The organism is Polynucleobacter nymphae (assembly GCF_018882155.1).
In the GTDB taxonomy this organism is placed as follows: domain Bacteria; phylum Pseudomonadota; class Gammaproteobacteria; order Burkholderiales; family Burkholderiaceae; genus Polynucleobacter; species Polynucleobacter nymphae.
In genome coordinates this window covers 36,521-49,736 of the sequence record NZ_JACVPA010000002.1, presented here as the reverse complement: position 1 = coordinate 49,736, position 13,216 = coordinate 36,521, and the positions used below count along the sequence as shown (strand labels likewise).

General features: G+C 44.3%; 16 protein-coding genes. All 16 read right to left on the bottom strand.

Annotated elements, in window-relative coordinates; genetic code table 11:
* Positions 1-7: 7 nt before the first annotated feature.
* Positions 8-328, bottom strand: a complete 321-nt coding sequence (locus ICN29_RS08900) for an AtuA-related protein (RefSeq protein ID WP_216132384.1) — start codon at positions 326-328, stop codon at positions 8-10.
* Positions 328-1,698: an acyclic terpene utilization AtuA family protein gene (locus ICN29_RS08895; protein WP_369411662.1), complete on the bottom strand. Its 1,371-nt coding sequence runs from the start codon at positions 1,696-1,698 to the stop codon at positions 328-330. The genes ICN29_RS08900 and ICN29_RS08895 overlap by 1 nt, the downstream gene beginning before the upstream one ends.
* A 15-nt stretch (positions 1,699-1,713) precedes the next feature.
* Complete coding sequence (locus tag ICN29_RS08890; protein ID WP_216132381.1) at positions 1,714-2,469, bottom strand: 2OG-Fe dioxygenase family protein; 756 nt, start codon at positions 2,467-2,469, stop codon at positions 1,714-1,716.
* A 33-nt stretch (positions 2,470-2,502) separates the two neighbouring features.
* A complete protein-coding gene (locus tag ICN29_RS08885; protein WP_255538162.1) occupies positions 2,503-3,408 on the bottom strand; it encodes a Bug family tripartite tricarboxylate transporter substrate binding protein in 906 nt (301 codons plus the stop codon).
* 198 nt (positions 3,409-3,606) lie between these two features.
* Positions 3,607-4,791: a c-type cytochrome biogenesis protein CcmI gene (gene ccmI, locus ICN29_RS08880; protein WP_216132378.1), complete on the bottom strand. Its 1,185-nt coding sequence runs from the start codon at positions 4,789-4,791 to the stop codon at positions 3,607-3,609.
* Positions 4,788-5,261 (bottom strand): cytochrome c-type biogenesis protein, encoded by a 474-nt coding sequence (locus ICN29_RS08875; protein ID WP_216132375.1) that lies wholly within the window; start codon positions 5,259-5,261, stop codon positions 4,788-4,790. Before ICN29_RS08875 ends, ccmI begins: the two co-directional genes overlap by 4 nt.
* Positions 5,258-5,788, bottom strand: a complete 531-nt coding sequence (locus tag ICN29_RS08870; RefSeq protein WP_216132372.1) for a DsbE family thiol:disulfide interchange protein — start codon at positions 5,786-5,788, stop codon at positions 5,258-5,260. The genes ICN29_RS08875 and ICN29_RS08870 overlap by 4 nt, the downstream gene beginning before the upstream one ends.
* Positions 5,785-7,704, bottom strand: coding sequence for a heme lyase CcmF/NrfE family subunit (locus tag ICN29_RS08865; RefSeq protein WP_216132371.1), 1,920 nt, complete (start codon positions 7,702-7,704; stop codon positions 5,785-5,787). The genes ICN29_RS08870 and ICN29_RS08865 overlap by 4 nt, the downstream gene beginning before the upstream one ends.
* Positions 7,701-8,135 carry a cytochrome c maturation protein CcmE gene (ccmE, locus tag ICN29_RS08860; protein ID WP_216132368.1) on the bottom strand — a complete coding sequence of 145 codons (435 nt, stop codon included), beginning with the start codon at positions 8,133-8,135 and terminating at the stop codon, positions 7,701-7,703. Before ccmE ends, ICN29_RS08865 begins: the two co-directional genes overlap by 4 nt.
* Positions 8,132-8,320 carry a heme exporter protein CcmD gene (gene ccmD / locus ICN29_RS08855; RefSeq protein WP_216132365.1) on the bottom strand — a complete coding sequence of 63 codons (189 nt, stop codon included), beginning with the start codon at positions 8,318-8,320 and terminating at the stop codon, positions 8,132-8,134. Before ccmD ends, ccmE begins: the two co-directional genes overlap by 4 nt.
* Positions 8,320-9,096, bottom strand: a complete 777-nt coding sequence (gene ccmC / locus ICN29_RS08850; RefSeq protein WP_216132362.1) for a heme ABC transporter permease CcmC — start codon at positions 9,094-9,096, stop codon at positions 8,320-8,322. Before ccmC ends, ccmD begins: the two co-directional genes overlap by 1 nt.
* Positions 9,093-9,758, bottom strand: a complete 666-nt coding sequence (ccmB, locus tag ICN29_RS08845) for a heme exporter protein CcmB (RefSeq protein ID WP_216132359.1) — start codon at positions 9,756-9,758, stop codon at positions 9,093-9,095. The genes ccmC and ccmB overlap by 4 nt, the downstream gene beginning before the upstream one ends.
* Positions 9,755-10,402: a cytochrome c biogenesis heme-transporting ATPase CcmA gene (gene ccmA / locus ICN29_RS08840; protein WP_216132356.1), complete on the bottom strand. Its 648-nt coding sequence runs from the start codon at positions 10,400-10,402 to the stop codon at positions 9,755-9,757. Before ccmA ends, ccmB begins: the two co-directional genes overlap by 4 nt.
* A gap of 161 nt (positions 10,403-10,563) precedes the next feature.
* Positions 10,564-11,535, bottom strand: coding sequence for a Bug family tripartite tricarboxylate transporter substrate binding protein (locus ICN29_RS08835; protein ID WP_216132353.1), 972 nt, complete (start codon positions 11,533-11,535; stop codon positions 10,564-10,566).
* Between the two features lies 1 nt (position 11,536).
* Positions 11,537-12,289: a transporter substrate-binding domain-containing protein gene (locus ICN29_RS08830; RefSeq protein ID WP_216132350.1), complete on the bottom strand. Its 753-nt coding sequence runs from the start codon at positions 12,287-12,289 to the stop codon at positions 11,537-11,539.
* Between the two features lie 31 nt (positions 12,290-12,320).
* A complete protein-coding gene (locus ICN29_RS08825) occupies positions 12,321-13,178 on the bottom strand; it encodes a metal-dependent hydrolase (RefSeq protein WP_216132347.1) in 858 nt (285 codons plus the stop codon).
* Positions 13,179-13,216 lie beyond the last annotated feature (38 nt).

Genomic DNA, 13,216 nt, shown 5'->3' with positions numbered 1-13,216 from the left:
ATTTACTTTAGCCTACATCAATTTCCATTGCCAAGAGCCAATATGAAAGGCTCTTGCCATGGGAATCTAGATTTAAAGAGAGATTGACTCCGCCATCTAAAACATCATCAATCACAAAATTGAGGGCCTTTAGATTTTCTAGCTCATAACGCTTTACGGCGCTAGGCTTTCGAAAACTAAAATGGTCTTTCACCCTTTCTACAGTCAACTCTCTTAAAAGAATAGGAAAGTCTTCTACCCGATATGCAATCACACTAATATTAGAGCGATTACCTTTATCACCAGTTCTGGCGTGAGCAAGTTGATATAGGGGAATTTTTTTAGCCATCACACCAATTCCTTGGTATCAAAAAATTCATAGGAAGTCTGTATTAAATCTCGGGGAATCAAGCAGACTAAGGTAGTCAAGCGAGGCTTCAAGCTAGTTCGAACTCCACCTCCTCCTGCAGGGCCACAGGTATACAGTGCTGTCACTTCACGACATACCCTCATGGCTTGATGCTTATCCTGATTAGCAGTTGATATTCTCAAGCGAATATCCTCAAAGCCTATTGATGACTTAAATTGCGGACCCTCTCCAGCATCACTAGAAAATATACTTGAAGAGCCAATGTAATCAATGCGAAGAACTAAATCACTTAAGCGCTCACGGATAATTTGTGCAGCGAGTTGTGCTCTCTCATACGCGTGAAACCCAGCATAAGAAATTTCAGCCTCAGACAACCAGCCGCCATCAATACAAATATTAGCCTTCAAAGTATCTGGCTTCTGATGACCTATCACACCCGTTAATTCAACCCTATTACCTCCCGCATCATGTAGCTCAACTCGAGAGATGTCAGCAACTACGTCTGGAGTAAGGTATTGTGCTGGATCATGAATTTCATATAAAAGTTGCTCGGTCACCGTCATACGATTCACTAGTCCACCAGTATTAGATGGCTTTGTAATACAGATTTTTCCTTGAGCATTAAATTCCACAATTGGGAATCCGACTTGAGCTAAGTTAGGGACATCTTTTACTCCAGGATCAGCAAAGTAACCACCGGTTATCTGAGCCCCACACTCCAAAAGATGTCCAGCAATGGTGGCAGCCCCCAGAAAATTCCAATCGCTCCATTCTTTTTTGAAATGCGCCATCAGAGGACCTACTGTCAGAGCTGGGTCCGCAACACGTCCCGTAACAACGACTTGCGCTCCAGCATTTAATGCCTGCGCAATCTCCTGACCCCCTAAATACACATTTGCACTAACCAAGGCACTTTGTGTCAATGATTCTCGATCTGATGGAGAGAGAAAAGACTCTAGCTGGGAACGAAAATTTGGTGCAGATACATCATCTCCCTTAACTATAGCAATCTTAATATTCTGCAAACCTTTTTCTTGAGCAAGTTTGGCAATGAAGCGTGCAGCACCCTCAGGATTAGCGGCACCAAAATTTCCGACAATAGGGATTCCACCCTTAATGCAATCTACCAAAATAGGTTCAAGCATTTCTAAAAGCAGAGGTTCATAACCTAAGTCTGGATTCTGATGGCGCTCTAGTTGTGCAAGCGCCAAAGTTCTCTCAGCTAAACTCTCAAAAATTAAACAGGCTGGTCCACCGCATCTCAATAGCTCATCTACTAGTGGCCTGGCAACATCTGTGCGATCACCTGAAAACCCAGCGGCGCATGCTACACGGTAGATGTCATTCACAATGAAGATGGATCTTTATTGTTGACCACGATGTGGAGAATCTTGAAAGCCATTGGATCTATAGGTCAAAACCAAGGTATCGCGGTAGCCGTAATTGCCAAGAGGCTGAATTGGGGTGGATTCATGAATCATCCGCTCATCATTCATGAGCAATAGAGACCAAGGTTGAGCTAAGGTAAAGCGCAATCCAGCCGAACCAGTTGCATCAAATATTCTGGTTTCTCCACCCTTAATACCCACGCGGTCTAATAAAAATACTGCTACAAAATCCACGCCATCACGGTGTGCGCCCTCTGGTGTTGGTCGACCAATACCGTCAGTAGTATCAATCCGGAATTGGTGTGCCTCAACAAACCAAGTAGTCACTGGTTTTAAACCACTCAAGATTTGAGAGAGGCCTATCAATACAGATTGCCAGGCTGGATCATTTAATAAAGTAGCTTGAATAGGCTCAAACCAACGCTCGATTCCACCATGCAGAGCGTTGTAATCAACTGACTGCCAGTGAGCGCGATGGGGTACTAAATTCAGATGGTCGCCTTTAATCTCATAACTAGCATGACGACGAAAACGGTAACGCCCACCATCCTTCAAATATGGATCACGCGGTAAGCCTTTCCAGAACTGAGTTAAGTTCTGCAAATTGACCAAGCTTACCTTACATAATTGCGCAACAGTCTCAGCCGATGCCACAACATACCCCTGAGAACGCAAAGTCTCTGCTAGCCCTTTAGCTGGCGTCAGTAGTGGTGTTAATACTGCATTAGTCATAAGCTGATTTTATGGGCAATCGGTAGGGCAGTGTTAATCGAGCTGTGCACCAGATGCTTTCACAATTTTTGCCCATTTAAGCAACTCTTCCTTCAGTAAGGCACCTAGCTTTGTAGGCGGAACTGGATTGAGATCTAAGCCCTGCGCAATCAATTTCTCACGGACATCAGCCCTTGCCATAACCTTATCCATGGCAACTTGATTTTTCTTAATCACATCAGCACTCACACCAATAGGAGCAAAGATTGCAACCCAAACCTCACCCACACAATCAGGATAGGTTTCTGCAATTGTTGGGATTTCTGGGGCTGCACTAGAACGCTTAGCGGAGCTAATCGCAATCGCCTGTAGCTTACCTGTTTTGATGTAATTGATTGCTGAGGGTAGACTTGCAAAAGCCAATGGAACCTGACCACCTAAGACATCATTAATTGCAGGCGCAACACCTTTGTAAGGAATATGCTGCATCTCAATACCAGCGCTAGCATTTAACATCGCTCCAAGTAAGTGACTAACAGTGCCATTACCAGCAGAAGCATAGGAAAGCTCGCCGGGTTTCTTTTTTGCTGCAGCAACAACGTCAGCTAGTGTTTTATATGGAGATCCTGGCGGGGAAACTAATAAATATGGTGTGGCACCAATGTAATACAGCGGTACAAAATCATTTACTGGATCAAATCCTGGATTCTTATAGAGAGAGGGATTAATGGCTTGTGCACTATTTATGGTCAACAGTAAGGTATAGCCATCTTTAGCAGAACGCGCCACACTCTGCGTGCCAATATTACCGCCTGCACCAGGTCGATTTTCAACAACGACAGAGCTGCCAATTGCCTCCCCAAAAGCTGGAGCAATTAAACGCCCAACAATATCATTTGTTCCGCCCGCGGCTTGTGGGACGACTAAGTTAATAGACTTATTAGGGTATGGCTGAGCCATGAGTTGAAAGGCTATTAAGCTGAAAATGAAGCCCAGAATATATTTGTAAGTACTTTTATTCATCATATTTTTCTCAATAATAGTTTTAAGCTACAGCTGCCTTTTGAGGTAGTTCATTGAAATCTCACTTGTTTTTTGCATTATGCCCCGCACACCAAAATAGGCAAATGATTGGCCTCCCAGTAGGCTAAAGAGTGCTTATTGACGCACTTGGTCAATCACTAGCCGAATATTGCCGACTCCGACCTTGACTGTTTGCACAGCTGAAATTAAATCTCCCACTTCTGGCTTTGCCATTCCTGTTTTAGAAATTCTGACCTCGATTGAGGCTTCGGATAATTGGGAGAGTGGTGCACTTGGGTTCATTGCCAAAGCATCCGTTAAAGAGAAATCCATCGGAAACTCTGAGACAGATGTCTTTAGCACTGCTACTGGCATGCGTTCACCTGGTTTGCGCGCAATCACCATCACAATATCGCCAGATTTCACTTTCGACTTTAAATCGGGTGATATCTCAATCTTGCCAGTGATACCTTTCGTGCTTATGTTAGCTTTGGCTGAAAGGCCACCTTTAGCACGCGCATCAGCAATAGATGCCTCTATTGAACGTGCGTCTTCAGTTCCTGGCGGTAATTGTTGTGCAAGCTTTTCCCAAGTCTGGACTGCAGCCTTGTAATTACTCGCTGCATAAGAAGCCGTACCAGAAAGCCACAAAGCCATCAAATTATTAGGGTCTAACTTTAAGGCTTGATTAATGAGCAGCAGTGGTTTACCAGTAAAACTTCCATTGGCATTAGAAGCCAATACGTCTGCATAGTCAGCCAAGAGCTGTGGGTCAGAGTCAATAAAATTTCCAGCGCGCTCATATGCTTTTGCAGCTTCTTCATTGCGCCCTAAGATGCGATAGGAACGAGCTAACATGACCCAACCCTGCAAATTAGTCGGGTCCTTTTCCATCTTTGCTGCAAACTCAGCAACCATTTTTTCGACACCTTCTTGTGTCATAGGTTGCTGAGCATTCTTTTCAGCAATGCGAGTGGCATCACCCAATGCAAAATAGAATCCTGCTGAAAGTACTGTAATAAATATACACAGCCCAATCACAGTAATCTTGCTTGAACCCATGACAGAGCGGTCATCCTCTTCATTGGTATCCTGGAATAGGCGTTGACGCATTTCAGCATGAGCAATTTCATAATCAGCACTATTCATAGAGCCTGCTGTCCGCTCCGCCTCTAATTTTTCGAGCTCTTCACGATAAATAGCGGCATTCATTTGGCGACGAGAAGTTGCCTCTACTTTTGGTGGAAAAATAAATGGACGTAAGAGTAGAACGAGAACCAGAGATAGCAATAAGAAGGCGGGAATTAGAAAACTAGTCATAGAGCCTCCGTACCATTCTTATTATTGAGCAAAGCATCAATCCTTTTATTGTCATCATCTGACAATGCAATATTAGTTACAGCATTATTTCTGCGGCGCAAATAAGTCAACAGACCCGCTATGCCAATTAAAAGAATGATGAAGGGACCAATCCAAAGCAACCAAGTAATTGGTTTGACGGGTGGACGATAGAGCACAAAATCTCCATAGCGCTCCACCATGAAGCTTCTAATTTGATCATCGCTCTTACCCTCTTTAATGAGAGTGCGAATTTCTCGGCGCAGGTCATTAGCTAAATCAGAACGTGATCCAGCCAACGATTCATTCTGACAAACTAAACAACGCATTTCTTCAGAGATAATAATTAGGCGCTGTTCGATCACAGGATCATCGGCCAACGGCGCCGCATCTTTGGCAAACGATGAGCTAAAGCTAAATACACAGAGAGCAATCAAAAGAATTGACTTCATGATTTCTGAAGCTCGCTAATCAATGGATAGATCTTTTGATTCAGTATGTTCATCGTAATGGGGCCAATATGTTTAAAGCGAATCATGCCTGCTTTATCAATCACATAGGTTTCGGGTACACCATAGACCCCATAATCAATTCCAACACGCCCATTCACATCAAAAGCCGATAGCAAATAAGGATTGCCCTGCTTCGCTAACATAGCAAGGGCATCTTCACGCTTATCCTTGTAGTCCAAACCAATCACAGGCGCTACCTTTGACTTAGCAAGCTCCACAAGCACTGGGTGCTCTTCACGGCAAGCGACACACCAAGATGCCCAGACATTCAATATCCAAACCTGCCCCTTCATGCTTGCAGGTGAAAAAGTCTGGTTGGTCTCTGATAACTGTGGAATTTCAAATGCGGGTGCTGGCTTATTAATTAATGGCGAGGGAATTTCTTGTGGATCGCGATTTAAACCCATCGCTAGGAAGACAACCAAGATGACAAATAGCACCAAGGGAATTAAAAACTTTAGCTTCATTGGGCTTGTCTTTTCAATTTGATGCGATAGCGTTTATCAGAAATCGACAATATTCCACCCAGAGCCATCAATAAGCAGCCGCCCCAGATCCAATCCACAAAGGGCTTGTAGTACACGCGCACTGCCCATGATCTATCAGGTAGCACTTCCCCAAGAGAAACATAGATATCTCGTGTTAGGCCCACATCAATAGCAGCCTCAGTCATTGGCATGCTTGATGAAAAATAATTACGCTTCTCTGGATATAGCGTTGCCTCAGGATTACCATTCTTGCTTAACAAGAAAGTCCCGCGCATCGCCTGGTAGTTTGGTCCTGGCACTACATTGACATCTTGTAGCTGAATTTGGTATCCGCCCACTGAAACAGTCTCACCAGCAGCCATGCGCACATCTTTTTCTTCTTGATAAGCGCCAACCATCGTGACGCCAATCACAAACACAGCAATACCCAAATGAGCTACTTGCATCCCTATAAATGAGCGGGTTGGCTTACCTACTTTAGCTTGACGAATAATCTGCAAGCAACCAGAAGCAATGACCCAAAAAGCCAGCAAGAAGCCAAGGCCTGCTAACCAGGTGAACTCACCCATCATCAAAGGAATACTGATACCAGCAACTACTGCAGCGAGGCCTGCAAGCCATAAGCGCTTGATCACCGCCAGAAGATGAGAGCTTTTCCAATTAGCCCAAGGGCCAATTCCCATTAGCACCAATAAAGGCGCCATGATGGGTACAAATACACTATTAAAATAAGGGGGCCCGACGGAGATTTTTCCTAAATGAAGAGCATCAATTAATAAGGGGTACAAAGTCCCGAGCAATACTGAGCCAGCAGAAACAACCAAGAAGACGTTACCCAAAAGAATAAAAGTTTCTCTTGAGCTCAAGCTAAATTTACCGCCAAGAGAACTCTTAGACGCACGCCATGCATAAAGAATTAGCGAAGATCCAACCACGAGAACCAAAAAGATCAAAATAAAAATACCGCGCCTTGGATCAGTAGCAAAGGCATGGACTGATGTCAGCACGCCGGAGCGTACTAAGAAGGTTCCCAAGAGGGATAAAGAAAAAGCAGTAATTGCTAACAAAACAGTCCAGCTCTTAAAGCCACCACGCTTTTCTGTAACCGCTAATGAATGTAAGAGCGCTGTACCGACCAACCAAGGTATGAAAGATGCATTCTCAACAGGATCCCAGAACCACCAACCACCCCAACCCAGTTCGTAGTAAGCCCACCAAGAACCTAGCGCAATTCCGAGTGTTAAAAATACCCAGGCAGCTGTGGTCCAAGGACGTGACCAGCGAGCCCATGCAGCGTCCAATCTTCCTGATAATAAAGATGCAATCGCAAAAGCAAAGGCTACTGAGAAGCCAACATAGCCCATGTACAACATCGGCGGATGGAAGACTAAGCCAGGATCTTGTAACAGTGGATTTAAAGACCGGCCATCTTGCGCGGCTGGCAGCAAGCGCATAAATGGATTTGAAGTTGTCAGAATAAAAAGTAGGAGCCCACTCATTACTAAACCTAAAACACCAATGACTCTAGCGACCATAAACTCATCTAAAGCTTTAGAGAGTTGGGAAACCAAAATGGTCCAGGTACTTAATAAGAACACCCACAAAAGCAATGAGCCCTCATGCCCACCCCATACGGCGCCTAAACGATAGACAACAGGCATCTGAGAATTAGAATGCTCAGCGACATAAAGCACAGAAAAGTCATTGCTATAAAAACTCCAAGCCAAGATTACAAAAGTAGTGGCAAGTAATAAGAAAACAGTTTGAGTGGCAGGTCTTGCCAACATCAACCACTCTCGACGGCCTTGATGTGCACCCACTAATGGAAGTACCCCCTGAATGAGGGCAACACAAAGTGCCAGAATGAGTGCGTAATGCCCAAATTCAGGAATCATTTATTGTTTCCATTTTTCTGGGCTTGCTCTAAAGCATGTTTAGCCTCTGGTGGCATGTAGTTCTCATCATGTTTAGCGAGTACTTCACTGGCAATAAATTCTCCATTAGCATTCATACGACCTTGAATCACAGCACCCTTACCTTCTTTAAATAAATCTGGAAGAATGCCTGTGTACGCAACGGGAATATCTTTGACGAGATCGGTAATGACAAAATGCACCGTCAAACCATCACGTCTTAAGGATTCATCTTTCACCATACCGCCAATCCGAAAGGCTTGATCCTTCGGCGCCTTACCTGCAGCCACTTCACTAGGGGTGACATACAAAGCAATATTGCTATTCAGTGCATTCAGAATTAGTAGGGCAGCAACCCCAATCACTGCTAACGCAGCAATAATAATTAATGCACGTTTATATCTAGGCTTCACTGACTACTTTCTCTATCAAACTGCTCAGCTAGTTGCTCCTGCTTGAGTCTTCGTACAATTGCCTTAAAGCGAGCGCGTACTACTAAAGGCTCAAGCAATAAAACCAACGCGCAAGCGCCAAAACTACTCCATACGTATAGAGCATAGCCACCCATTGCGAAAAATTCTGCAGGACTATTCCACATTAACTCTTTACCTCGCTCAATTGTCTCACCCAATCGGTATGCGCTTCACGCTCCAGAATAATTGCTCGAACTCGCATCAAACCCACTGCAATGGAGTACATCCAGAAGCACAAAGCCATTAGAAGCATTCCCCATAGCATGGTCTGCGCCATCGCAGGTGCTTTTGTCAATGAAACTGAAGCGCCTTGATGTAATGTATTCCACCATTTCACTGAAAAATAAATAATGGGCACATTCACTACTCCTACTAAAGCGAGAATGGCGCCTGCTTTATCTGCACGACGACGGTTATCAATCGATGCCTGTAAAGCGATAAAGCCTAAATAGAGAAAGAGCAAAATTAATTCGGAAGTAAGGCGCGCATCCCAAACCCACCAAGCACCCCACATGGGTTTACCCCAAAATGCTCCAGTCCACAAAGATAAAAAAGCCATCCATGCGCCTACTGGAGCTAAGGCTTGAGCCATCATCGCTGATAAGCGGGTGTTAAAAACCAAACCGAGCCCAGCCCATGCTGCCATGACAAGATAAAGAAACATCGACATCCATGAAGCAGGCACATGGACAAAAATAATGCGATAACCCTGGCCCTGAACTGCATCTACTGGAGCAACAAAAAAGCTTACCCATAAGCCGGCCAAACCAAATACAACAGCAAGGACCCAGAAAATAGGAATGAGTTTGCCAGCGACCGGATAAAAGGTGCTCGGGCTTGATAAGCTAAACCAATTCACTAAGCGGTTATTAGAAAAAGAGGGGTTATTTACTTGATTCATTCAATCGCAATCTTTACAGCTACAGCACTTACCCAAGGTACAAATGCTAAAGCCAAAATCAATAAAGCGCCGAGTATGGAGAAATGGCCAGATGCATCTAAGCCAACGCTATTTGCATATACAGCGCCAGCACCAAATATCAATACCGGAATATACAAAGGCAAAATTAGCAAGCTCATCAACACACTGCCGCCCCGAACACCAAGGGTTAAAGCTGCACCAATGGAGCCTAACAAGGATAGTACTGGAGTTCCTAGCAAAAGAGTGGCCATCAATACATATAAAGAACTCGCGTCCAAATCAAATTGAATACCGATCACCGGGGCTAACACCACCAAAGGTAGGCCACAAACAATCCAGTGGGCAATGATTTTTCCTGTCACCAATAAAACCATCGGTTGCGGAGATAAAGCCAACTGTTCTAGAGCACCATCCTGATAATCTGCTGCGAACATTCGATGTAAGCCTAATAAAGTAGACAGTAAAGCAGCGACCCAAATAACGCCGGGGGCAATTTTGCGCAGCAAGGCGGCATCAGCACCAATGCCAAGCGGAAATAAACTGGTCACCACCACAAAGAAAAACAATGCAGTTAAGACTTCACTCTTGCGGCGCATGACCAAGAGCAAATCTCGATGAATGATTGCAAGCAAGGCTCTCATAGCTCTAGCACCTGCACATTCGGAATGCTAACCTCTTGATGACTGGTTAGTACCACAAGACCGCCAGCAGCAAGATGTTCAGCAATTAAATTCTGTAACTCATGAACTGCCTGAATATCCAAAGCGTTAAAAGGTTCATCCAAAATCCAGAGCTTGGCCTGACGAGTTGACATACGTGCCATCAGAATACGTCTCTTTTGTCCTGCAGATAAACAGTTAACGGGTAAATTTTCCCGACCACGCAAACCAAAGCGCGCTAAAGTAGTCAGCGCTTTTTCTTGTGAGAGAGAGACATCATCAAGCGTTGCATACATCTGCAAATTTTCTAAAGCAGTGAGATCTTCCTTTAAAGCATCTCTGTGTCCTAAAAATAAGAGCTCGCGATGATAGGCCATAGGATCAAGCGCAATAGATTGATCGCCCCAAAGCACTTCACCAGACTCTGGTTTTGATATGCCTGTTAAGAGGCGCAATAGACTAGTTTTACCCACCCCATTTTCACCGCGAATGTGTAAACAATTTCCGGATGCAACCCGCAAATGAAGGTTAGTAAATAGTTCTCTTTCGCCACGAACGCAACGAAGTCCACGGGCTTCGAGCACCAAGGCAGGGTTACTAGAGGTCGAGGAAATATTGGTTGTCATGTCAGGCTGTGGCTTGAATCAAACCACCGCATACATTGTCCAAGAGCCCTTAGGGGCTGTCAAACAAGCAGAAATGGATTTTTGGGAATAATCCCTTTTAATTCAGGTGCTTAGATGATTATAAGCGGAGTCAAGAGGAAATGCCCTACGATGCCTTGGGTCTATTCCGGTTTGATGCCGGCAGTTTTAATGATCTTGCCCCAGCGCGCTGACTCTTTCTTCTGAAAAGCACCAAAAGCCTCGGGGCTCATAGCGTAATACTTAGCCCCCTCAGACTCCAACTTTTTCTGAACAGAGGATTGCTGCATGATTTTACTAACCTCAGCATGCAACTTTTTCACAATAGATGGGGGAGTCCCGGCTGGTGCAAATAGGCCAATCCAATTTTTAACATCAAAACCAGGAAGTGTTTCACTAATACTAGGCAGATCTGGCATCGATGGATCCCTAGTTGCACCTGTTACTGCCAAGCCACGCAATTTATCACTTTTCACATACGGAAGAATGGTGGGCATAGTCGCAAACATGACTTGCGTTTGTCCGCCAATTAAATCGGTAATGGCTAGTGCATTTCCTTTATAAGGAATATGGATCATATCCACTTTAGCTGTGAGGATAAAGAGTTCGCCTGCTAAGTGACTAGCCGTTCCAATTCCACCAGAGCCGTAAGCAACCTTACCTGGATTTGTCTTTAAATAAGCAATCAGCTCACTAACACTTTTTACTGGAAGATTGGGATTGACGGCTAATAAACCCTCAGCATCCAGCACGAACACAACTGGAATAAAATCCTTCAAGGGGTCATAGGGCATGCTTTTTACAAGATAGGGATTTACAGCATGCGTACCAATACTTCCCATGATGAGGGTGTAGCCATCAGCGGGAGATTTGGCTACAAAATCAGCTCCAATATTTCCGCCGCTACCAGTCTTATTCTCAACAATAACAGGCTGGCCATAAGCCTCGCTTAAACCCTGAGCAATAATCCTTGAAAAGCCATCTGCTATACCGCCCGTAGCGAATGGCGAGATGATCTTCATTTGACGATTTGGATACGTATCAGCCTGAGCAAAAGCACCTTGCTGACTCAATATAGCGATACCCACAATAAAAGATAGCGCAATTTTTTTCATCTTAAATAACCGAAGATTTTTTCGTAAGCGGCGCAACAGATAAGCCCTGCACTTGATATTGTTGAATTAAAGTTGCAACTAAACCAGTGCTAATAAACTCTTCTACACAAGTACTTAAAAATTCAATCGCCTCTAGATGAGACTTTTGTGTAGCAATCGCCTGCTGAATACCAGTGAACTGACCCTCAAGAATACGTGCACCCGGAATCTTTTGAGCGGCGCTCACTAGGCCTGTTTTGAGTCCGGCGAGAGCATCTAAGTTCTCACTAACAAATAACTCATTGCTAGCTTGGAGACTATCTGCATGTACCAAAGTAGCATGCTTAAGATTGCGCTGTAGCCAAAGATCGTAAGCGCTCTTAAAAAATGAGGCGATCCGAATCCCAGGCTGATCCACCTGGGATATATTCACAATAGATGAATTGGCAGGTACCAAGTAGCTAGCCTCCAGTTCCACATAAGCAGGTGTAAAGGTGACTCTTTTGGCGCGCGCTGGATCAGAGCCTACTAATGCAATTCCACACCTTCCATCGGCAGCCGAATTCACTACTTCATCCTGCGTTTCGCATCCCTGTAAATTCAGCTCGACACCTAAGCGCTTTGCAATAGCACGGCAAATATCAGGCGCAATACCAGTAGGCTCGCCGGTAGGAGATCTGCCAGTTACCAATAGAAAGTTGCCTAAATAAACTGTGGCGTTAAGAACGCCATCAGGGGCCAGTTGAGCTCTAACAGTAGGTGAAATGGAATTCACAAAATCCTATTCAATAAAAATCAGCGACAACTTAGAGCTGAACAGTTTCACCTTCGGTCATAGGAATAATTTTGATCTTACTCCCCTTCATGGCTTCTTGAAACTCTGCCAAAGTACCTTTTGTCATTGGATTGGAGTTGTAATGCATTGGAATAACCATCTTTGGTTTTACCCAAGTGCGCAATGCATATGCAGCATCATCTGGTGCCATTGTGAAATTGCCACCAATCGGAATCATCACGAGATCTGGCTTGTAATATTCACTGATAAATTTCATATCACTGAACAAGCCGGTATCCCCCATATGCCAAATCTTAAAGCCATTTTCTAATTCAATGATGTAGCCCACAGCCTCACCAGCAGGATGGGATTCATTCTTCTCAGTTGCAGGATTTTTCCAAAGAAGTAAAGAAGAATGGTCGGCTTGTACAGCGGTAACCTTAATTCCAGGCAAAGGAGTTTGACGACCCGTCTTATTAAAACGATGCGTTAAATCAGCAGGCAATACACCCAAAGTAATGAGTGGCGTCACCATATCTGCTGGCCCATAAAGCTTTGTATTATTCATCTTAGCTAAGGCAGGGGCATCACCAATATGATCGACGTGTGCATGGGTAACCATAAGTAAATCAATCGGTCCAATAGCAGCTAAATCATTTTTATATTGGGGTGGGGTCTTTGGGCCGCCAGTAATCCAGGGATCAATCAAAATAATCTTGCCACCTGGTGTCTTAATCCGAAATCCAGCCTGGCCAAGCCATAAGATTTCTGTCTTACCCTGCGCGCTACTAGTAGCTAAAGTCTGAGAATAGGCGAACCCAGTACTCAATAGCAAAGCTACCGAAGCTAAGAAAGTAGAAAATAAACTTCTCAATGAAATGCGATTCATGTACTGTCTCCCAAGATTTTTATATTGATACTTCAACT

What these genes read in the sequence shown, in the direction of transcription:
- ICN29_RS08900 (WP_216132384.1), bottom strand. Translation starts at nt 328, where the DNA reads ATGGCTAAAAAAATTCCCCTATATCAACTTGCTCACGCCAGAACTGGT.
- ICN29_RS08890 (WP_216132381.1), bottom strand. Translation starts at nt 2,469, where the DNA reads ATGACTAATGCAGTATTAACACCACTACTGACGCCAGCTAAAGGGCTA.
- ICN29_RS08885 (WP_255538162.1), bottom strand. Translation starts at nt 3,408, where the DNA reads ATGGCTCAGCCATACCCTAATAAGTCTATTAACTTAGTCGTCCCACAA.
- ccmI (WP_216132378.1), bottom strand. Translation starts at nt 4,791, where the DNA reads ATGACTAGTTTTCTAATTCCCGCCTTCTTATTGCTATCTCTGGTTCTC.
- ICN29_RS08875 (WP_216132375.1), bottom strand. Translation starts at nt 5,261, where the DNA reads ATGAAGTCAATTCTTTTGATTGCTCTCTGTGTATTTAGCTTTAGCTCA.
- ICN29_RS08870 (WP_216132372.1), bottom strand. Translation starts at nt 5,788, where the DNA reads ATGAAGCTAAAGTTTTTAATTCCCTTGGTGCTATTTGTCATCTTGGTT.
- ICN29_RS08865 (WP_216132371.1), bottom strand. Translation starts at nt 7,704, where the DNA reads ATGATTCCTGAATTTGGGCATTACGCACTCATTCTGGCACTTTGTGTT.
- ccmD (WP_216132365.1), bottom strand. Translation starts at nt 8,320, where the DNA reads ATGTGGAATAGTCCTGCAGAATTTTTCGCAATGGGTGGCTATGCTCTA.
- ccmC (WP_216132362.1), bottom strand. Translation starts at nt 9,096, where the DNA reads ATGAATCAAGTAAATAACCCCTCTTTTTCTAATAACCGCTTAGTGAAT.
- ccmB (WP_216132359.1), bottom strand. Translation starts at nt 9,758, where the DNA reads ATGAGAGCCTTGCTTGCAATCATTCATCGAGATTTGCTCTTGGTCATG.
- ccmA (WP_216132356.1), bottom strand. Translation starts at nt 10,402, where the DNA reads ATGACAACCAATATTTCCTCGACCTCTAGTAACCCTGCCTTGGTGCTC.
- ICN29_RS08835 (WP_216132353.1), bottom strand. Translation starts at nt 11,535, where the DNA reads ATGAAAAAAATTGCGCTATCTTTTATTGTGGGTATCGCTATATTGAGT.
- ICN29_RS08825 (WP_216132347.1), bottom strand. Translation starts at nt 13,178, where the DNA reads ATGAATCGCATTTCATTGAGAAGTTTATTTTCTACTTTCTTAGCTTCG.